General features: G+C 62.6%; 16 protein-coding genes. 5 read left to right on the forward strand and 11 right to left on the reverse strand.

Annotated features, from left to right (window positions below; genetic code table 11):
- Nucleotides 1-3: 3 nt before the first annotated feature.
- From NVB75_RS31180 to NVB75_RS31205, 6 genes are all read right to left on the reverse strand, one after another.
- Entirely contained in the window at nt 4-1,308 is a 1,305-nt protein-coding gene (locus tag NVB75_RS31180) for an MFS transporter (protein ID WP_063031555.1), read from the reverse strand.
- A 50-nt stretch (nt 1,309-1,358) separates the two neighbouring features.
- The gene (locus tag NVB75_RS31185) at nt 1,359-1,751 is read right to left on the reverse strand and encodes a 5-carboxymethyl-2-hydroxymuconate Delta-isomerase (protein WP_008437184.1); all 393 of its coding nucleotides are present in this window, start codon (nt 1,749-1,751) and stop codon (nt 1,359-1,361) included.
- A gap of 14 nt (nt 1,752-1,765) precedes the next feature.
- A complete protein-coding gene (hpaD, locus tag NVB75_RS31190) occupies nt 1,766-2,623 on the reverse strand; it encodes a 3,4-dihydroxyphenylacetate 2,3-dioxygenase (RefSeq protein WP_003209884.1) in 858 nt (285 codons plus the stop codon).
- 148 nt (nt 2,624-2,771) lie between these two features.
- Nucleotides 2,772-4,232, reverse strand: coding sequence for a 5-carboxymethyl-2-hydroxymuconate semialdehyde dehydrogenase (gene hpaE, locus NVB75_RS31195; protein ID WP_201139891.1), 1,461 nt, complete (start codon nt 4,230-4,232; stop codon nt 2,772-2,774).
- A gap of 5 nt (nt 4,233-4,237) precedes the next feature.
- Nucleotides 4,238-5,008, reverse strand: a complete 771-nt coding sequence (locus NVB75_RS31200) for a fumarylacetoacetate hydrolase family protein (RefSeq protein ID WP_258344803.1) — start codon at nt 5,006-5,008, stop codon at nt 4,238-4,240.
- Nucleotides 5,005-5,670 carry a fumarylacetoacetate hydrolase family protein gene (locus NVB75_RS31205; RefSeq protein ID WP_063031552.1) on the reverse strand — a complete coding sequence of 222 codons (666 nt, stop codon included), beginning with the start codon at nt 5,668-5,670 and terminating at the stop codon, nt 5,005-5,007. Before NVB75_RS31205 ends, NVB75_RS31200 begins: the two co-directional genes overlap by 4 nt.
- Nucleotides 5,671-5,813: 143 nt before the next feature.
- On the opposite strand from NVB75_RS31205, the gene hpaA reads away from it, so the two are divergent.
- Nucleotides 5,814-6,716, forward strand: a complete 903-nt coding sequence (gene hpaA / locus NVB75_RS31210; protein ID WP_258344804.1) for a 4-hydroxyphenylacetate catabolism regulatory protein HpaA — start codon at nt 5,814-5,816, stop codon at nt 6,714-6,716.
- 11 nt (nt 6,717-6,727) lie between these two features.
- On the opposite strand, the gene NVB75_RS31215 is transcribed toward hpaA, so the two are convergent.
- Complete coding sequence (locus NVB75_RS31215) at nt 6,728-7,984, reverse strand: OprD family porin (protein WP_258344805.1); 1,257 nt, start codon at nt 7,982-7,984, stop codon at nt 6,728-6,730.
- A 212-nt stretch (nt 7,985-8,196) separates the two neighbouring features.
- Here NVB75_RS31215 and hpaR point away from each other — a divergent pair, with 212 nt between their 5' ends.
- Entirely contained in the window at nt 8,197-8,619 is a 423-nt protein-coding gene (hpaR, locus tag NVB75_RS31220) for a homoprotocatechuate degradation operon regulator HpaR (protein WP_010175430.1), read from the forward strand.
- An 87-nt stretch (nt 8,620-8,706) separates the two neighbouring features.
- Entirely contained in the window at nt 8,707-11,097 is a 2,391-nt protein-coding gene (locus tag NVB75_RS31225; RefSeq protein WP_258344806.1) for a TonB-dependent receptor, read from the forward strand.
- Here the strand turns inward: NVB75_RS31225 and NVB75_RS31230 are convergent.
- From NVB75_RS31230 to NVB75_RS31240, 3 genes are read right to left on the reverse strand one after another with little or no spacing between them, the layout of a single operon-like run.
- A complete protein-coding gene (locus NVB75_RS31230; RefSeq protein WP_258344807.1) occupies nt 11,067-12,020 on the reverse strand; it encodes a sulfonate ABC transporter substrate-binding protein in 954 nt (317 codons plus the stop codon). The two genes, NVB75_RS31225 and NVB75_RS31230, sit on opposite strands and share 31 nt — an antisense overlap.
- Nucleotides 12,017-13,348 carry an LLM class flavin-dependent oxidoreductase gene (locus NVB75_RS31235; protein ID WP_258344808.1) on the reverse strand — a complete coding sequence of 444 codons (1,332 nt, stop codon included), beginning with the start codon at nt 13,346-13,348 and terminating at the stop codon, nt 12,017-12,019. Before NVB75_RS31235 ends, NVB75_RS31230 begins: the two co-directional genes overlap by 4 nt.
- Nucleotides 13,349-13,350: 2 nt before the next feature.
- Nucleotides 13,351-15,591, reverse strand: coding sequence for a TonB-dependent receptor (locus tag NVB75_RS31240; protein WP_258344809.1), 2,241 nt, complete (start codon nt 15,589-15,591; stop codon nt 13,351-13,353).
- A gap of 205 nt (nt 15,592-15,796) precedes the next feature.
- Here NVB75_RS31240 and NVB75_RS31245 point away from each other — a divergent pair, with 205 nt between their 5' ends.
- Both NVB75_RS31245 and NVB75_RS31250 read left to right on the forward strand, forming a co-directional pair.
- The gene (locus tag NVB75_RS31245) at nt 15,797-16,837 is read left to right on the forward strand and encodes a LacI family DNA-binding transcriptional regulator (protein ID WP_258344810.1); all 1,041 of its coding nucleotides are present in this window, start codon (nt 15,797-15,799) and stop codon (nt 16,835-16,837) included.
- Nucleotides 16,838-16,898: 61 nt separating this feature from the next.
- Nucleotides 16,899-17,525, forward strand: a complete 627-nt coding sequence (locus tag NVB75_RS31250; protein WP_017478961.1) for a TetR/AcrR family transcriptional regulator — start codon at nt 16,899-16,901, stop codon at nt 17,523-17,525.
- Between the two features lie 109 nt (nt 17,526-17,634).
- Here NVB75_RS31250 and NVB75_RS31255 read toward each other — a convergent pair whose 3' ends face one another.
- Nucleotides 17,635-20,388, reverse strand: coding sequence for a glycoside hydrolase family 3 protein (locus tag NVB75_RS31255; protein ID WP_258344811.1), 2,754 nt, complete (start codon nt 20,386-20,388; stop codon nt 17,635-17,637).
- Between the last annotated feature and the right edge of the window lie 25 nt (nt 20,389-20,413).

Here is a 20,413-nt window from a genome sequence, read left to right on the forward strand (position 1 = left end):
TCTCTACTGGGGATTGACGATGGCAGCGTGGGTGCGTAGCACCAGCAGGCCGCCGAGGGCGATAAGCAGCGCCAGCACATACAGGGCCAGGCTTGCGCTTTGGGTGGTGTCGCGCATCCAGCCGATCAGGTACGGCGCGAGGAACGAGGCGATACTGCCGAACGAGCTGATCAGCGCGATGCCGGCCGCCTGGGTGCTGTTGGACAGGAACGCTGGTGGCAGTTGCCAGAACATCGGCAACGCGGCGCTGGCGCCCATGCCGGCCAGGATCAGGCCGCCCAGCACCAGGGTCGGGTTGGTGGGAGAGAGCCCGGCCACGGCGATGCCGATGGCCGACATCAGCAACGGTACGCACAGGTGCCAGCGGCGTTCGCGGTTGCGGTCGGATGAGCGCCCGCAGCCGATCATGAAGAAACACCCGGCCAGGTACGGCACGGCGCTCAGCAGGCCGACCTGACTGTCGCGGCCGATGCCGGCGCCGTGAATCAGGGTGGGCATCCAGAACGCCAGGGTATTCACCGCGAGCATTACCGCGAAGTACACCGCCACCAGCAGCCACACCTGAGGGTCACGCAGGATGCCGCCGAAGGAGGTGATGGATTTGCGCTGTTCTTCACTGCTCAGTTGCTCGCGCAGTTGTTGCTTTTGTGCGGGTTCCAGCCATTTCACGGTTTCGAAGCTGTCCGGCAGGTATTTCAGGACCACCAGACCGAGCAGCACCACCGGCGCGCCTTCGATCAGGAACATCCACTGCCAGCCGCGCAGCCCGCCGAAATCATGGAAGTGCTCCAGGATCGCACCGGACAACGGCCCGCCGACCACACCGGCCATGGGCACGGCAATCGCAAACAGTGCAGTGACTTGCGCCCGGCGCCGTGCCGGGTACCAGCGGTTGAGAAACACCAGGATCCCCGGGAAGAAGCCGGCTTCGGCCACCCCGAGCAAAAAGCGCAGCACGTAGAAGCCGGTGGAGCTTTCGATCCACAGCATGCTGGTGGACAGCACGCCCCACACCACCATCAGGCAGGCGATCCAGCGCCGTGGCCCGACCCGGTCCAGGGCCATGTTGCTCGGCACCCCGAACAGCGCGTAGGCGATGAAAAACAGGCCGGCACCGAGGCCGTACACCGTGTCGCTGAAGTGCAGGTCGGTGCTCATCTGCATCTTGGCGAAGCCGATGTTGATCCGGTCCAGGTGGGCAAACAGATAGCAGATCAGCAACAACGGCATCAGTCGCCAGGTGACGATGCTGTGGGTGCGCTGATGTTCGATCAGGGTGGTGCTGTCGGCGGTATTGGCTGTGCTCATGATGTTGTTCTTTTTTGTTTGAGTGCCATGGGCGGAAAGGTGGGCTGTGGTCAGCCCGCCTGGTTCTTCAGGAATGCGTGCACGTTGTTCTGCTTGAAATTCAGCTCGGGGTGCAGCTCGATCATCTCGAACGACAACGCCAGCAGCCGCTGGGATTGCAGCGCGGCGAAGTGTTCGGTGATGACCTTGAACAGGGCTTCGGCCACCGTTTTTCGGGTTTCCAGGTCGCGCCCGTGGCCGACCTTGAGGGTCATGTGGACGAAGGCGTAGTCATGCTTGCCGTCGGCCATGCGCCAGGTGTCCAGGCGCACCCCGCGACTGCGAATGCCCCCCAGGGGAAACACGCCGCTGTCCCCCAGCACGGCGTGAACCTGCTCGAACAGGGCCGGCAGGTTGGCTTGCTGCTCGATGTTGTCGGTGTATTCGGCGATGAAGTGCGGCATGTTCGGCTCCCGGATCAGAGGGGAAAAATGGCATTGATCTGCCCGGTGCCCGAGCTGCCGAACGGCTGGGTGATGATCTCGGCCGGCTGGTTGTAGTCCGGCCCGCCCAGCAGTCCCAGGAGCATCGCAGTGTCGTGCATCTTGCCTTCGCCGAAGCAGTGTTCGGCGTAGTCCGGGAGCATCGCGCAGAACTCCTTGAAGCGGCCTTGCTTCCACATCTCCACCACGTGCAGGTCCATCTGTTTGTCGAATTCACGGGTCCAGTTGTGGATATTGGCTTCGGCTTCGCGGTCGTCCGAGAAGCGATGGGAGAGGGAACCCGAGGCCAGCACCAGGACTTTGCGGTCGCTTTTCTCGATGGCTCGGCGCACGGCGGCGCCGAAGGCGAAGCTGTCTTCCAGCCGGTGCCAGGCGCACCAGGCGGCGATGGAGATCACGTCGAACTTCTGCGCGTCCGGCACGCCCATGTGCATGTAGCGCATCGGCACCAGGGTGCCGTATTCCAGCTCCAGGCTCGGGATGTTGTGGGCCATGGTGCGCACGCCAGCCAGGTTGGCCTCGGCGGCAATCAACTCGCCCAGCTCCGGGCAGCCCGGGTACTCGTACTCCATGTTCTTGATGAAGTGCGGCAGCTCGTTGCTGGTGTAGGTGCCCTTGAAATGCTCGCCGCAGTTGACGTGATAGCCGCTGTTGACCAGCCAGTGCACGTCGAACACCACGGCGGTGTCGGCCCCCAGTTCACGGGCGCGCCGCCCGATTTCCTTGTGCCCGGCGATGGCTGCTTCGCGGCAACCGTGGTGCTTGCCGGGCAGTTCCGACAGGTACATCGAGGGGACGTGGCAGATCTTTGCTGCCAGAACCACTTCGCCCATGATCATTCTCCTGAGTATTTATTCTTTTGTAGGAGCGAGCTTGCTCGCGAAAAACGTCAACGATAACGCAGCACTTCTGTTAGCCCGCGGCGCCTGCGGGTTCTTCGCGAGCAAGCTCGCTCCTACAGGTAGCGTTGTTATATCCGGGTTACACACCCCAGCGCGGGATGTGGTGACTGCCCATGGAAATGCACACGTTCTTGATCTCGGCAAACACTTCGAAACTGTACTGGCCGCCTTCACGGCCGGTGCCGGAACCTTTTACTCCACCGAATGGCTGGCGCAAGTCCCGCACGTTCTGGCTGTTGATGAACACCATGCCGGCTTCGATGCCGTAGGCCAGACGATGCGCCTTGCCGATGTCCTGGGTCCAGATATAGGACGCCAGGCCGTACTCGGTGTCGTTGGCCAGTTGCAGCGCTTCGGCTTCGTCCTTGAACGGGATCAGGCACACCACCGGGCCGAAGATCTCTTCCTGGGCGATGCGCATCTGGTTGTTCACATCGGCAAACACCGTGGGCTGGATAAACTGCCCGCGGCTCAAGTGCGCCGGCAGGTTGGCCGGGCGTTCCAGGCCGCCGGCCAGCAGGGTGGCGCCTTCCTCGAGGCCAATCTTGATGTAGCCGGTGACCTTGTCATAGTGAGCCTGGGTGATCATCGAGCCGACCTGGGTCTTCGGGTCCTGCGGGTCGCCGACGATCAGGCGCTTGGCGCGGGCGGCAAATTCGGCGACGAATTGCGGGTACACGCTCTCCTGAATGAAGATCCGGCTGCCGGCGGTGCAGCGTTCACCGTTGAGCGAGAAGATGGTGAACAGTGCCGCGTCGAGGGCGCGTTCCAGGTCGGCATCTTCAAAGATCAGCACCGGCGACTTGCCGCCCAGTTCCATGGAGTACTTTTTCAGGCCAGCGGTCTGCATGATTTTCTTGCCGGTGGCGGTACCGCCGGTGAAGGAAATCGCTCGCACGTCCGGGTGGCGCACCAGTGCATCACCGGCGGTGGCGCCGTAGCCCTGGATTACGTTCAGCACGCCGTTGGGAATCCCGGCTTCGACCGCCAGGCGTCCCAGTTCATTGGCCGTCAGCGGCGACAGCTCGGACATTTTCAGCACCGCAGTATTGCCCAGCGCCAGGCACGGCGCAGTCTTCCAGGTGGCGGTCATGAACGGCACGTTCCATGGCGACACCAATGCGCAGACACCCACCGGCTGGTACAGGGTGTAGTTGAGCATCTGGTCGTCCACCGGGTAACTGTGGCCGTCCATGCGGGTGCAGACTTCGGCGAAGAAATCGAAGTTGTGGGAGGCCCGTGGAATCAACACGTTCCTGGTCTGGTGGATCGGCAGGCCGGTGTCGAGGGTTTCCAGCTCGGCCAGGTGCGGCACGTTCTGTTCGATGAGTTCACCGAGCTTGCGCATCAAGCGGGCACGTTCTTTGGCCGGTGTGCCTGCCCACTTCGGAAAGGCTTCCTTGGCTGCTGCAACGGCCTGCGCCACTTCCTCGGCACCGCCGCTGGCCACTTCACCGATGGCTTCGCCGGTGGCTGGGTTGTAGTTGATGAAGGTGTCTTTGCTTTCGACCTCACGGCCGTTGATCCAGTGTTTGATCATGTTGCTCAAGCCTCTTTCCGGGCGGAGAAGAATTCCGCCTCGCTGACAATTCGATTGACCAGGCGGCCTACGCCTTCCACTTCCACGATCACTTCATCCCCCGGCACCACATCCGCCAGGCCTTCCGGGGTGCCGGTGGCGATCATGTCGCCGGGCTGCAGGGTCATGAAGCTGGACAGGTATTCGATCAAATACGGGATGTCGAAAATCATGTCTTTCGTGCTGCCTTCCTGGCGCAGTTCACCGTTGATCCAGGTGCGCAGCTTCAGGTTGCTTGGGTCTGGCACGTCGGCGACGTCGACTATCCATGGGCCCACAGGCGTGGTGGCGTCGCGGTTTTTCACCCGCAGGTTGGGGCGGTAGTAGTTTTCCAGGTAGTCGCGGATCGCGTAGTCGTTGCACACCGTGTAGCCGGCCAGATACTCCAGGGCGTTCTCGCGCTTGACGTTGCGCGCCGGCTTGCCGATGACCGCCACCAGCTCGCACTCGTAGTGCATGTAGGCGACGTTGTCCGGGCGCCAGGTCACCTGGTGGTGGCCGGTGTAGGTGCCGGGGGACTTGATGAACGCCAGCGGTTCGGTCGGCGGCTTGAAGGCCAGTTCGGCGGCGTGATCGGCGTAGTTCAGGCCCAGTGCAAACATGCTGCCGTTGGCCGGTGGCAGCCATTCGACCTGGTCTTCAGCCAGCAGGCGACCGTCGGCCAGGCGCACGGCGTTCTGTGCCTCTACCAGAACCTGGTGCACGGCACCTTCAAAGCGAATACGCGCGTGTTTCATGACAGCTCCTCTGCCTTGATGTGGTTGACCAAGCGGCCCAGGCCGCTGATCTCGACTTCAACCGTGTCGCCGGGTTGCACATCCACACGGCCTTCGGGCGTGCCGGTGATCAGCACATCGCCCTCGTGCAGGGTCATGAACTCGCTGATCTCGGCGATCAACTGCGGGAGGCTGCGCACGAAGTTGGCGGTGGAGTTTTGCTGGCGCAGTTCACCGTTGACGAACAACTTCACGCTCAATTGATGCGGATTGGCGACCTGGTCGCGGGCCACCAGTTCCGGACCCAAGGCGCAGAAACCGTCCCGGCACTTGGCTTTCACCGCAGGGCGGTAGTAGCTGTCTTCCGGCAGGCTGAACTCATTGATGATGGTGTAGCCCGCCACATGCTCCAGGGCATTTTCGACGCTGACACGGCTGGCGGTCTTGCCAATCACCACACCGAGGGCCGGGCCCGGTTGCAGGCGTTCACCCTGAGGGTGCAGCACTACGCCGTCGTGGCCGTTGCGGGTGTTGGGCGTCTTGATGAACAGCACCGGCTTCACCGGTGGTTTCTGGTAAGGCGCTTGTTCGAATTCGGCGAGACGTTGGTTCAGCAACCCCTGGTAGTTCAGCGCAACGCCGAACAGGGTGCCGTTCGCAACATCATGCAGGGCACGGCTCATGCTTTTCTCCTGGCAGTGGCGGGGCAGATTCGGGCCTGCTCCGTGGGATATTCGTTAACCTGTTAACGTTATAATTAAGATGTTAACTATCGTCAAGCGTGGCAATATTTCAGGGCACTCAAAACAACAAAGAGAATGCAGTGATGAGCGATCGTCAGCCGATCCCCAACATCAACATCGGGCAGCTCTACGACCAGCGTTACAGCGATGCCGAGGTGCATTACGACCGGCTCGGCAACCTGGCCGGATTTTTTGGCCGGAACATGCCGGTGCATCGCCATGACCGGTTTTTCCAGGTGCATTACGTCAAGACCGGAGCGGTGCGGGTCTATCTGGACGACCAGCAGTACCTCGAATCCGGGCCGATGTTTTTCCTCACGCCGCCGACGGTGGCGCATTCCTTCGTCACCGAAGCCGACGCCGACGGCCATGTGCTGACCGTGCGCCAGCAACTGGTGTGGGCCTTGATTGACGCCGACCCGAGCCTGGCCCCCGGCGCGCAATTGCCGGCGGCCTGTGTGGCGTTGGCGCGGCTGGCGCCGGAGTTTCAGCCCGAAGTGCGCCGCCTGGAATTCCTGTTTGATGAGCTGTGCAGCGAGATCAACGCCCAGGCCAGCGGGCGCAGTTCGGCGCTGGACAGCCTGACGCGCCTGATCATGATCAGCCTGCTGCGGCTCTGCGCCAATTCCCTGGAAGCCCGGCCGGCACGCCACGAAGACCTGCGGATCTTTCACCGCTTCAACGAACTGATCGAAGACCACTACCTGCAACACTGGCCGCTGTCGCGTTATGCCGACGGTATCGGCGTCACTGAAGCGCGGCTCAACGAGGTGTGTCGGCGGATCGCCGACCTGCCCTCGAAACGCCTGATCCTCGAACGGCTGATGCAGGAAGCCCGGCGCCTGTTGCTGTTCACCGGCAACTCGGCGAATGAAATCTGCTACCAGCTGGGGTTCAAGGACCCGGCGTATTTCAGCCGGTTCTTCCAGCGCTACGCGCAAATGACGCCGGGGGAATACCGCCAGCGTCAATCGGGGTTGCGTTGAGGGGCCCGGCGTTACCACAGGGCCACGGTGTAACCGATGATCACCCGGCTTTCGTCGATGTCGCTGGTCAGGCCGTTGCTTGAGCGCAGGGTGGCGTTGCGCAGCCGCACGTTGACGTTCTTCAGCGGGCCGCTTTGCACGGTGTAGACCAGGTCGGTGTCGCGCTCCCATTCCCGGCCGTTGCGCACCGTGGCGGTTTGCGCGTGGCTGCCGTCGACGTAGCGGGTCATGAAGGTCAGGCCCGGTAGGCCGAGGGCGGCGAAGTTGTAGTCGTAGCGTGCCTGCCACGCGTCGGTGTTGGCCTTGGTGAAGATATTGATGGTCACCAGGTTGACCGAGTACGGGTCTTGCCCCGGGAAGGCAAAGTCGCCGTCACCGGAAAGGCTCTGAAAGCCCAGGCCGAATTTGTGCGCGCCCACCGACAGGCTGAACATGCCGTTGAAAAAGCGGTTGTCGATCCGGCCGCCGTCCACGCGGGTAGGGCTGCGCAATAGCGTGCTGCCTTGCTCGCGGGTGTCGAAGTAGCGCAGGTCGGTACGCAGGTTGACGCCTTGGGCCAGCGGCAGGTCATGCACCAGGCCGATGAAATTCTGGCGGTAGATGTCCTGCATCTGCGCGTAGTAATAGGTCGCCGCCAGGTGCGGATTGATTGCGTAGGTGCCGCCGGCCAGGTCCAGGTGGCTGCTGGTGACGCCGCCGTAGCTCATGGATTCGTTGTTGGAGGAGTCCCGCAGGTTCTGCTTTTCCAGGCGGCCGACGTTCAACGTCAGGCCATCGATGTCCTGGGAGGTCACCAGTTCACCGTTGTAGGTCGACGGCAGCAGCCGGGTGTCGTTGTAGGCGGCCACCGGTAAAACCGGTTGCAGGGTGCCGAGCTTGAGCACGGTCTTCGACAGGCGCAGCTTGGCGGTCAGGCCGAGTTCGCTGTAGCTGTCGGCCGGCTCGCCGCTGGCGCCAGACGGCAATAACCCGGTGCCACGGCGGTCGCGGCTGGAATCGAGTTTCAAGCCCATTTCACCCAAGGCATCCACGCCAAAACCGACCACGCCTTCGGTGTAGCCCGACTCCAGGCGCAGCACAAAACCTTGCGCCCATTCGTCCGCTTTGTTCTGCGGCGCGTTGGCCTGGCGAAAGTCGCGGTTCATGTAGAAATTGCGCAGGTCCAGGCTGGCTTTGCTGTCCTGGATAAAGTCGGCGTGGGCGACCAGAGGGGTAAACGCGGCGCACAGGCCAGCGCTTGCCGCCGTGCGGAAGAGGCACGAATGCATGAGGGGCGTTCCTTTTGTTGTTTTTGTTGGTATGCGCCCTCTGCTAGGTCAGGGGCGGCATATTGTTAACATGTTATCTATAGGCTGAATAGCGGGATTGGCAGGTTTTTTAAAAATCGTTTACAGATTAATGATTTGTTCCCTGCCTCGGGTTGCGTGCACACGGTACCGACTCTAAGCTTCGACGCTTCGACCTCTACTGCGCGTGAACCATGCCCACCCCTAGACCGTCCCTTACGCTCACCTTGCTCCAGGCCCGCGAAGCGACCATGGCGTTCTTCCGGCCATTGCTCAATGAACATGACCTGACCGAACAGCAATGGCGGGTGATCCGCATCCTGCGTCAGCAGGGCGAACTCGAAAGCCATCAACTGGCGCACCTCGCGTGCATTCTCAAGCCGAGCATGACCGGCGTGCTGGGGCGGCTGGAGCGTGACGGCATCGTGCGCCGGCGCAAATCCGCCGAAGACCAGCGCCGGGTGTTCGTCGCCCTGACCGAACAGGGCCAGCAGTGTTTTGTCGACATGAGCGCCGGGATGGAAAGCAACTACCAGAAGATTCAGGAACAGTTCGGCGAGGAATCCCTGGAGCAATTGATGGAGTTGCTCCAAAAGCTGAAAGGCATCAAACCGTAATATTCAAAAAAATTGGCTGAAGCCTGTCCCTTTTTTTCACGTGGCTGGTCATTCCAGATAAGTGAACAAAATCGAGAGCTTCTTCCAATGCCCGCAATCCGCCCGCTGCTGAATTTCAGCCTGATGCTGAGCCTGAGTGCCAGCCCGTTGTTCGTCCCCATCAGCTATGCCGAAGACGGCGCGTCCCGGCGCAGCTATCAGGTGCCGGCCGGCAGCCTGAGCGCCGCGCTGACCCGTTTCGCCGGCCTGGCCGGGGTCAACCTCTCGGTAGACCCGGCGCTGGTCAGCGGCCGTAACAGCAGCGGGTTGTCCGGCGAATACGGCGTCGAAGAAGGGTTTGCCCGCTTGCTGCAAGGCTCGGGCCTGCAACTGCAACCCATGGGCGAGCAGGCCTACATGCTGACCCCGATTCCGGAAGGTGGCAGCCTGCAACTGGCGCCCACCTCGATTCTTGGCACCGTCGGCGATGCCGGCAGCGAGTCCTTCGCCGGTGGCCAGGTGGCACGCCGTGGCTCCCAGGGCCTGCTGGGCTCACGGGATTTCATGGAAACCCCGTTCAGCATGACCACCTACACCAGCGAGGCGGTCAAGAACCAGCAGGCGCGCACCCTCGGCGACCTGATCGCCAGCGACCCCTCGGTGCGTGCCACCAACCCGGCGGGCGGGCGCTATGAGCAATTCACCATTCGCGGCTTCAGCCTGTTTAACAGTGATGTCGCCTACAACGGTCTCTACGGCGTGCTGCCGACCTACACCATCGACATGGAGATGGCTGAGCGCGTCGACATCATCAAAGGCCCCAGCCAGTTGATCAACGGCATCTCGCCGCGGGGCAGCGTCGGCGGTGGGATCAACGTGGTGCCCAAGCGCGCTACCGACAAGCCCATCACCTCGTTTACCGGCAGTTGGGCCTCCGACAGCCAGGCGGGAGGGGCCGTGGACATAGGCCGGCGCTTTGGTGAAGACAACAAATTCGGCCTGCGTTTCAACGGCGTGAAGCAGTCCGGCGACACTGCCTGGGACGACCAGAGTGTCGACCGCGAAATGGCCGTGCTGGGCCTGGATTTTCGCGGTGAACGCCTGCGCCTCTCCACCGACATCGGCCGCACCGAGCGCGACACCGACGCCCCGCAAGAGCGCGTACAAGTTGGCCCCAACGCCAAGGTGCCGAGTGCCAACGACGTGCGCCACAACTACGCGCAGCCCTGGAGCAAGGCGAGCACCAATGACACCTTCGGCACGGTCAACGGAGAGTTCGACCTCAGCGACAACGTGATGCTCTACGGCGGCGTCGGCGCGCGTAAAAGTAACCACGACTTCCTGCGCCATGCCGTGTCGGTGACCAACAATGCCGGTGACTTCAGCGTGCAGCCCCGCGACTTCACCCGCGACGAAAACGTGCGCACCGCCACGGCGGGCGTGCGCAACTGGTTCCATACCGGCCCGGTGAGCCATGAGGTCAACCTGGCAGCCAGCTACTTCTACATGGACTTCGAAAACGGTGGCGCGCGCTATGCCGCAGCCCCGAGCAATCTCTACAACCCGGTGGAAACACCTACGCCGAGCCGGCCAACGCGATTGGACTCGAAGGTCTACACCGAAAACCGCTTCAGCGGCGTCGCGTTGTCCGACACCCTGGGCTTCTTCGATGACCGGTTGCTGCTGACCCTCGGCGCACGCTGGCAGCGGGTCAAGGTGGATGACTGGACCGATAACGTCAAAGGCGACACCGCCTACGACGAGGAAAAAATCTCACCGTCGGGCGGCATCCTGTTCAAGGCCACCGACAAGCTCTCGCTGTATGCCAACTACATGGAAGGTCTGAGCCAAGGCAAGATCGCGCCGTCGACCTCGATCAACGAGGATGAAATCTTCCCGCCCTTTATCAGCCGCCAGGTTGAAGTCGGGGCTAAGTACGACGCGGGGGCGTTCGCGGTCACCGCTGCGGTGTTCCGGATCAAGCAGCCAGCCTACGAGACCAACGCCACCACGCGGGTCTTCGGCCCCAACGGCAAGCGCCAGAACGACGGCGTCGAACTCAGCGTGTTCGGCGAACCGCTCAAGGGCTTCCGCCTGCTGGGCGGGGTGATGTACATCGACAGCGAATTGACCAACACCACCAACGGCACCTTCGACGGCAACCGCGCGCCGGCCACGCCCAAGTACAACGTCAACCTCGGCGCCGAGTGGGATGTGCCCACTGTTGAAGGCCTGACCCTGACCAGCCGCGGGATCTATTCCAGCTCGCAGTACCTGGACCAGTCCAACGTCAAGGAAATCGACGCCTGGACCCGTCTTGATGTTGGCGCACGCTACGCCTTCAAGGTCGACGACAAGCACATCACCCTGCGGGCCAACGTCGAGAACGTGGCCAACCGGCGCTACTGGAGTTCGGCCGGTGCCTCGGATGACAGCGAGCCGGGCTTGACCTTATCGACGCCGCGCACTTACTTGCTGTCGGCCACCGTCGACTTCTGAGGAGCCTGCCACATAGCCTTCTGTACATCGATGGGCTTGGGCAGCAGGCGGTTCTGGTAAAACAGGTCCGCCGTCTGCTGCTGCGCCTGAATGATGTGCACATCAATCGGCAGGATCGGCGATGGCGGCCGGTTATCGACATAACGTGCAATCACCCCGGCCGGCAGACCCATGAAGCGGGTCAGTACCTGCAGGCTGTCTTCACGCTGGCTGCGGGTCAGGGCTTCGGCGGCGCTCAGCTCATCGAGCAGGGCGTGGATGAAGGGACCATTGGCCTCGGCGTATGCACGGCGCGCGGTATAGATCGGCCCAGACAGGTTCAAGCCTTCGCCATTGGCGAGCACGCGGCTGGGGCTTTGGCTCAGGGCCAGTGACGAGTAGGGTTCCCAGATCGCCCAAGCGTCGACACTGCCTTTCTCGAAGGCGGCGCGGGCATCGGCCGGTGGCAGGTAAACCGGCTGGATGTCCTTGTAGCTCAGGCCGGCGTTGTTCAAAGCCCGCAGGATCAGGTTGTGAGAGCTGGAGCCTTTCTGGAAGGCGACTTTCTTGCCCTTGAGGTCGGCGATGCTGTGCAGTGGGCTGTCGGCCTGCACCAGGATGGTTTCCGCCGTCGGCTTGGGCGGTTCAGCGCCGATGTAGACAAGGTCGGCCCCCGCCGCCTGGGCGAACAGGGGCGGGATATCACCGGTGGATGCCACGTCCAGCGCGCCCACGTTCAAGGCTTCGAGCATCTGCGGGCCGGCGGGGAATTCGATCCATTGCACTTGGGTCTGGTCGAAGCGTTTTTCCAGCAGGCCATGCTCCTTGGCGAGTACCAGGGCGATCGAGCCTTTCTGGTAGCCGATCCTCAGGCTGGCCGGCTCGGCAGCCATCGCGGTTTGAGTCAGGGCCAACAGCGCAAACAACAATGCAGACATTCTCATGCCGATTGCTCCGCAAAGCGATTGGCCGGCCGTGCCAATCCCAGGTTTTCACGCAGGGTGGTGCCGGCGTATTCGCTGCGGAACAGCCCGCGCCGTTGCAGTTCCGGCACCACCCCTTGGGCGAAATCTTCCAGCCCGCCCGGCAGGTGCGGCACCAGTACATTGAAGCCATCGGCGGCGCCATTCTCGAACCAGTGCTGCAGTTCATCGGCGATCTGCGCGGGCGTGCCGATCAGGCTGTAGTGCCCGCGGCCACCGGCGATGCGTCGGCCCAGTTGCGCCAGGCTCAGCTGTTCGCGGCCTGCCAGTTCGGTCAGCAGTTGCTGGCGACTGCGCTGGCCGTTGTCGGTCAATGGCAGTTCCGGCAGCGGGCCGTCCAGCGGGTAGCCGGACAAGTCGAAATTACCCAGCATGCGCCCCAGCAATGCGACACCCACCTGCGGTTCGACCAACTGCTGGAAGGCCTCGAATTTGTCCCGGGCTTCAGTTTCTGTCTGCCCGACCACCACAAACACCCCCGGCATGATCTTCAGCGCATCCGGTTCCCGCCCGTATCGAGCCAGGCGACCCTTGAGGTCGGCATAGAACGCCTGGGCGTTGGCCAATGATGTCTGGGCGGTGAACACCACTTCGGCGGTTTGTGCCGCCAATTCACGGCCCGCCTCGGAAGAGCCGGCCTGGACAATCACCGGTTGGCCTTGAGGCGAACGCGCCACGTTCAGTGGGCCTTTCACACGAAAGTGTTCGCCTACATGCCCGAGTACATGCAGTTTCGCCGGGTCGTAGTAGCTGCCGCTGGCCTTGTCGCGCACAAAGGCATCGTCTTCCCAGCTGTCCCACAGCCCCGTCACCACCTGGTGAAACTCACGGGCACGGCTGTAGCGTTCGCCGTGGCCGAGGTGTTCGTCGCGGCCAAAATTCTGTGCTTCGGCGGCGTTGTCCGAGGTCACCAGGTTCCAGCCTGCACGCCCGCCGGACAGGTGATCCAGTGAGGCGAACTTGCGCGCCACATGGTACGGCTCGTTGTAGCTGGTGGTGGCCGTGGCGATCAGGCCGATGTGTTCAGTCACCGCGCTCAATGCCGACAGCAACGTCAGTGGCTCGAAATGGTCCGAGCGCGCCATGCGGCTGGCAATCTCCCCGGTGGCGGCGGCAATGCTGTCGGCCACGAACAAGGCGTCGAATTTTGCCGCCTCCGCAATCTGCGCCAGGCGCTTGTAGTGGGCGAAATCCAGCCCGGCATTGGCCGGCACATCGGGATGGCGCCAGGCGGCCACGTGGTGCCCGGTGGCCATCAGGAAAGCGCCGAGTTTCAGTTGACGGGGCATGCTTAGAAATCCTTGCGCAGTTGCACGCCGAAGTAACGTTCATCGTCACGGGGCACGGCGCGGTAAATGTAGCTGCCGCCACTGGCCAGCAGCGGTGAATAGGACTTGTCGGTGAGGTTCTTCGCCAGCAGGGCCACGCGCCAGCCGTTGCTGTAGTCGGCCAGGGCGACGCTGGCGTTCCAGATGCCGTAGGCGCCTTGCTTGGTGTCGACGTTCTGGCTGATGTCGTACTGCACTTCGCTCTGCCAGCTGTAGTCGGTACCCAGTTCGATATCCAGGCCGTTGTCCAGCGGGATGCTGTAGTCGGCGCGCACGTAGCTTTTCCAGTCCGGGCTGAAGGGCAGCGGCTTGCCGTTGACGTTGCAGGACGCCGCCGCGCCAGGCGGGCAGGCGAACTCATCGATGCGGGCCCGGGTGTAGGCCAGCGCGCCGGAAAGTTTGAGTTGTTGGGTGGCCTGCAGGGCGTAGTCGAGTTCGACGCCTTCGGTGCTGACGCTGCCGGCGTTGATCAGGCGCGTCACCACTTGCCCGGCGACGGTGTCGAAGAAGTTCGCCTGGTAGTTGTCGTAGTCGCTGTGGAAGATCGCCAGGTTGGTGGTCAGGCGATTGTTCCAGCTGGTGGCCTTGATCCCGACTTCCCAGGTGTTGGAGGTTTCCGGTTTCAGCGCGTCGGTGTCCCGTGGCTGCATGTTGAAGAACACATTGTAGGCCGGGCCCTTGTAGCCGCGGGAGTAGGTCAGGTAGCTGGTGACGGTGTCGCTCAGGTCGTATTGCACCCCCAGCCGGCCGGACCAGCCGTCTTCGTCCACCGAGCCCGAACTGCTGGTGGCCGGTTGAATGCCGCTGACCGTGGTGGCCGAGGTGGACACGCGGCGGTGATCGTATTCCAGGTCGTCGTGGGTATAGCGCAGGCCGGCGATGCCACGGAAAGCCGAGGTGAAATTCAGCGTGGTCTCGCCGAACACCGCGTAGCTGTCGCTGGTGGTGCCGTAGTCGGCGATGCCGCGGTCGGTGCGCGTGGTGGTGGTCAAGGTGCGCTGGTAGGTTTCCTGGTCCTTGCCGTGCATGTAGAACAGGCCGCCGACGTATTCCAGGAATTCACCTTTGGGCGAGGCCAGGCGCAGCTCCTGGGAGTATTGGTCGAACGCCAGTTGGCCTTTGTCGGCGGTGCCGGGGAATGCGGCGGTCACGGTGCCCAGGCGGTCGCCGTCCTGGTACTGGGTGTTGTCCCAACCGCGCCATGCGGTGATCGAGGTCAGGGTGTAGTCGCCGAGGTTCCAGTCCAGTTGGGCAGACAGGCCTTTGTTGGTGTCCTCCACATGGCTGCGGGTGTCGGTGTTGATGTCGCGGTTGTCGCTGGAGCCGCGCACCGGGTTCAGTGCGTTGGCGAACGCCGGGGTCAGGGATTGGCTCACCACGCCATTCGGCGCGTCGTCGTGGGACTGCATGTAGTCGGCAATCAGGGTCAGTTTCACGTCGTCGTTGGGGGTGAACTCCAGTTTGCCGCGCACGCCCTGATGGTTGTAGCCGTTTACTTCCTGGCCGTTGTGCTTGTTGTCGACGTTGCCGTCGTAACTGCCGAACAGCCCGCTGATGGAGCCCTTCAGCGTGCCGGGAATCAGGCTGCCGCCCAGGCCGAAGCGGGTGCGGCTTTCATTGCCGCTGAAGTAGGACTGGTCGATGTAGCCGTGGGTCTCGGTCGTCGGCGCCTTGCTGGTGATATTCAGCACGCCGGCCGAGGCGTTCTTGCCGAACAGCGTGCCTTGGGGGCCGCGCAGGACTTCGACGCGTTCCAGGTCCAGCAGGTCCAGGGTGGCCTGGCCGGGGCGGGCGTACACCACGCCGTCAATCACCGTCGCCACCGTGGGTTCAACCCCGGGCGAGGTGGAAATCGTGCCCACGCCCCGCACGAACAGCGACGTGTCCTTGTTCGACGCGCCGGTGCGGAAATTCAGCGAGGGTACTTGCTGCACGATACTGGCCACGCCGTTGCGATTGTCGCGCTCCAGTTGCTCGCCATCGAGTACCGAAACCGCCACCGGGACTTTTTGCAGCGACTCTTCGCGGCGGGTGGCGGTGACCGTCACCGGCTTTAGGGTGGGTTCCTGCTCGTCGGCGGCGAATGCAGCGGGAACGGGCAGGGCGGCGAGCCCGGCGAGTAACCAGCCCAGATGGGCGCGGCGCCCGGTGGCGGTGCGTATGGATTGCGAAAGTTTTTGAGGTTGCCCCGGCTGTGTGTGCATGCTCTGACCGCTCGAAATGTGCCCTGAACCGCTGCCGTTCTGCGACGACAGCGCCGTTGAATCTGTCTTGGGCATTCGCTCGAGCGAGTAGCAGACAAACCGCTTTGGTAGCGCTAACATCGGCATTATTGGTAGGTGTGACATAGAGCGTCAAATACTAAAAAATTAGTTTTATATTCTTTTAGGTTTTTAACAGGATCGTCCCTTGAGCGAAGACAAACCCCGGAAACGCCGTGGCGCCGGCCGCGTCACCTTGAACACCGTGGCACGCCAGGCCGGTGTTTCAGCGATTACCGTGTCGCGCTATTTCAACCAGCCGGAGCAGGTCTCGCCCGAACGCCGCGAACGCATCGCGGCAGTGGTCGCCGAGCTGGGATACGTGCCCAATCTGGTAGCGGGTGGGCTGGCGTCGGCACGAGGCCGGATCGTCGCCATGGTGATTCCGAACATCTCCGGGCCGATCTTCGCCAATACCATCCAGGGCTTCAGCGACACCCTCAGCCGCCACGGCTACCAACTGCTGCTGGCGTCCAGTTACTTCAGCGCCGAGCAGGAAGAAAATGCAGTGCGCGCGTTCCTCGGCTGGTCGCCAGCGGCATTGGTGCTCACCAGCCGCTTCCACAGCGCGGGCACCGAGAAGATGATCGCCGAGGCGGATATTCCGGTGGTTGAAACCTGGGATTACCAACCCGAGCGGGAGCCGTTGCAGATTGGCTTCTCCCATTACGAGGTGGGCGTGACGGCCGCGCGCTATCTGCATGGCAAGGGTTATCGGCGCATCGCGTTCGTACAGAACAGCGCGCCGGGGGACTTCAGTGCACTGGAACGTCGGGATGGCTGCAGCGCGACCCTGCTTGAGCTGGGCATGCAGCCCTGGGTGTTCGCCCCGGACGCCGACCGCGCACCGTTTGAGGCGGGCAAGCAAGCGATGCAGGCATTGATGAGTGCCGCCATTCCGCCGGACGCAATCATCTTCGCCAATGACAACCTCGCCGCCGGTGGCTTGCTGGCGGGGCAACGGGCAGGGCTGAAAATCCCCGAGGATTGTGCCGTGCTCGGCTTTGGTGATTACCCGTTTGCCGAAATGCTTCTGCCGAGTCTCAGCACCATCAAGCCGCCCGCCCTGGAGATTGGCGTGCTGGCGGCGACGCGGGTGCTCGAAAGCCTGGGCGTGTTGCCGGTTGAGGACGAGGTGCAGCGCTTGAACCTGCTGGAATGCCGCTTGATCGAGCGCGAGAGCGCCTGAGGTTTATTTGCGGCTCCGGGGCATTTTGGATACGGTGCAGGCCTGCCCAAAGGACCTGCCAATGACCGAACCACAACCCGCTGCCACGCCCAAATCCCGCCGTGCGCCCAAAGGTGAAAAACGCCGGGAAGAACTGTTGGACGCCGCGCTGCAGGTGTTTTCCCTCGAAGGCTACAGCGGCGCCTCGATGGCCCAGGTGGCGGCGATCGTCGGCATTTCGGTGGCCGGCCTGCTGCATCACTTTCCCAGCAAGATTTCGTTGTTGATGGGCGTGCTGCAACGCCGGGACGAGGTCAATCAGCGGATTGCCGATGAGGTTCGGGCCGAGAAGTCATTGTCCGGGTTGCTCGGCAGCCTGCGGGCGATCAACCGCTCCAACGCGACAGCGCCGGGGGTGGTGCGGGCTTTTACGATTCTGAATGCGGAAAGCCTGCTGGACACCCACCCGGCCTGGGGTTGGTTTCAGGAGCGCTATGCGGGCATTCATCGGCGCATGCACGGGCAGTTTGCAGACCTTGTGGCCATGGGCGAGGTGCGCGCCGATGTGGACATCGCCGGGCTGGTGGAAGAGATCCTGGCCATGATGGACGGCTTGCAGATCCAGTGGCTGCGCTTTCCCGATCAGGTGGACCTGGTGGCGCGTTTCGATACCTACATCGCGCGGGTCGATGCGGCCATACGCGCGTGAAGGTAGGAGCGAGCTTGCTCGCGAAGGACGTCAACGATAACGCGGGCATCCTGGATTAACGCGGTGTCTTTGCGTTTTTCGCGAGCAAGCTCGCTCCTACAGGTTTTTATCAGTTGCCGACAGCACTGCCCTGGCTGCTGTCATCCGAGGTGTCGTAGCCGTCACCGTCGCTGGTGTCGGACTCACCCTGGTTCTGATGCAGCACACCACCGGTCTTGACCGTTGGCAGCTCACGCAGCGTCGAGTTGAGCGCCGAGCGTGACAGCGGGTTGCTGGTGGTGGTCGACAGTTCCTGGCGGAACGGGTTGACCAGCTTGGCGTTCAGGCGAATGTCCTGGGACGAGGCACCGACTGACAGGTTGAAGCTGTCGGCGTCCACCACCCATTGCTTGCTCGCCACATCGAAGTACGCCAGTGACCGGTCGTTGAGTTCGATGGTCACGCGCTTGCTCTCGCCCGGCTTGAGAAACACCTTCTTGTAGCCCTTGAGTTCCTTCAGTGCCCGTTCGACTTTCGGGTGGTTCTGGCCCACATACAGCTCGGCGACTTCAGCACCCGCCACCTTGCCGGTGTTGCTCAGGTCGAACGATACCTTGATCGGCGCGCCCGCCACCGCGACACCGGGGGTCACGCTGATGTTGCTGTAGCCGAAGGTGGTGTACGACAGGCCATAGCCGAACGGGTAGAGCGGCTTGATGCCTTTCTTCTCGTAGCCGCGATAACCCAGGAACAGGTCGTCCTTGTAGCTCATCTGCGTGAGGGTTTCCTGATTGTCGAATTTCGGGAAAGTCGCGTAGATCGGGTTGTCTTCAATGTTGCGTTCGATGCTGATGGGCAGCTTGGCCGATGGGTTGACCTTGCCCAGCAGAATTTCCGCCAGGGCCTGGCCGCCGTTCTGGCCCGGGTAGAACGCATGCAGCGCCGCCGGCACCTGGTCGATCCAGTCGCTCATCTTCAGCCCGGTGCCTCCGTGCAGGGTGACCACGGTATTCGGGTTGACCTTGGCAATGCTCTGGATCAGCAGGTTCTGATACTCCGGCAAATCGAAGCTGTGGTCGAAGCCTTCACCTTCGTACTCATTGCTGTTGCCCGCGGCCACCAGTACGGCGTCGTACTGGGCCAGGTCCTTGGGTGCCACCAGCGAGGCCCAGCTCATTTGCACGCCCACCAGCCCGCCCATGGTCGAGAGGTAGCCTTTGCGGCGCGAGTACTCAAGCTTGATGTCCACGGCCTTGCCGGCTTCAAGATTGACCTTGGCGAACACCGGAATCGTCGGCGGGATGCTGTTGTTGGGCAGTGGGTTGCCGTCGCCGTTGTCGAGGACTTTCTGGCCGTTGACGTACAGGCGCACGGCACCGTCGGCGCGCACCTTGAACACCTGTTCGCCGCTGACGGTCGGGGTGATCTGGCCGCTGTAGCGGATCGAGGTGGCGGCAGTGTCGCCATTCACCGGCAGACTGTCGGTGGACCAGTCGAGGTCGACGTGGGTGTCGGTACGGGTGGCAGCCGGGTCACCGGACCAGTTGGCATTGCTGAAGAATTCAGTCTTCAAGCCCTTGACGCTATTGCCGTCGTTGTCGGTGTGTGTCCATTTGGACGTCGTCTGGTCCAGGGACAGCCCGTCGATGAACTCGACCTTGGCGTTCGGCGCCAGTTGCTGCAGGCCGCTCAGCTCACTGATGTAGTTGGCCGCCATCACGTTGGCGCTGCCGAACCCGGTAGGCGGTGCGTATTTGGCCAGGTTGCCGACCACGGCGATGCGCTTGACCTTCTTCGCATCCAGGGGGAGCAGGCTGTTCTGGTTTTTCAGCAGCACGATGCCTTCGCGGGCCGCATTCAGTGCCACGCGGTTGCTGGTGGCGCTGTTCATGTTGTGGCTGGTCAACGGTGCCTTGCTGTCGAATTTGTACAGGTAGATCTGCTTGAGGATGCGCCGCACCTTGTCATCGATGGTCGCGCTGGCGAGCTCGCCACTGTCCAGGAACGGTTTGAGCACGGTGCTGTTCATCTGGTAGCCCATCATGTCCAGGTCGGTGCCGGCCTGTGCCGCCGGCAACCCGTTGACCACGGCGTTGTAGTCACTCTGCACGAAGCCCGGATAGCCCCATTCGGTCTTCAGGATGTCGTGCATCAGATGCTTGTTCTCGCAGGCGAATTCACCGTTCACCTTCTGGAACGAACACATCATCATCGCCACTTTGCTGTTCTTCGAGGCGGACTCGAAGGGCGGCAGGGTCATCTCCCGCAGCACCCGTTCACTGATGGTTTCGTCGAGATGGAAGCGGTTGCTTTCCTGGTCGTTGGCGGCGAAATGCTTGGCGTTGGCCCACACCCCGCGCGACTGGATACCGTTGATCACCGCCGGCCCCAGGCTGGCGCCGAGGAACGGGTCTTCACCGGACAGGTACTCAAACGCCCGGCCGCTGTAGGGCATGCGGTACAGGTTCACCCCGGGCCCGGTGACGAATTGATAACCGCCGCTGGCGGTGTCGTAACCCAGGGCCCTGCCCAGGTCGATGGCGCGGCGCGGGTTCCAGCTGGCCGCCAGGTTCGGGCCGGAGGGGTACACCACGCCCTGGTCGTTGCCTTCGCTGGTGTAGCGCACGCCCACGCCACCGTCGGCGCCATGAATCTGCGGCACACCATACTGGGTCAGCGGCTTGACGTCCCAGCCACCGGTGCCGCCGATATAGGCGAGTTTTTCTTCCAGGGTCATCTTGGCCAGGGTCTTGTCCGCGGCCTTTTCGGCGCGGTTTACCCGGGCTTCATCCAAGGCAGGGCTGGTGGCCGCATGCACCTGGGACACGGCAAGTGCCAGCAGGGCGAACGCCGACTGCGCACCGATCATTTTGCGTTTACTCATGGGGCTCTCCGACAACTGATTATTG

This window comes from Pseudomonas sp. CBS (genome assembly GCF_024734645.1).
Lineage (GTDB): Bacteria > Pseudomonadota > Gammaproteobacteria > Pseudomonadales > Pseudomonadaceae > Aquipseudomonas.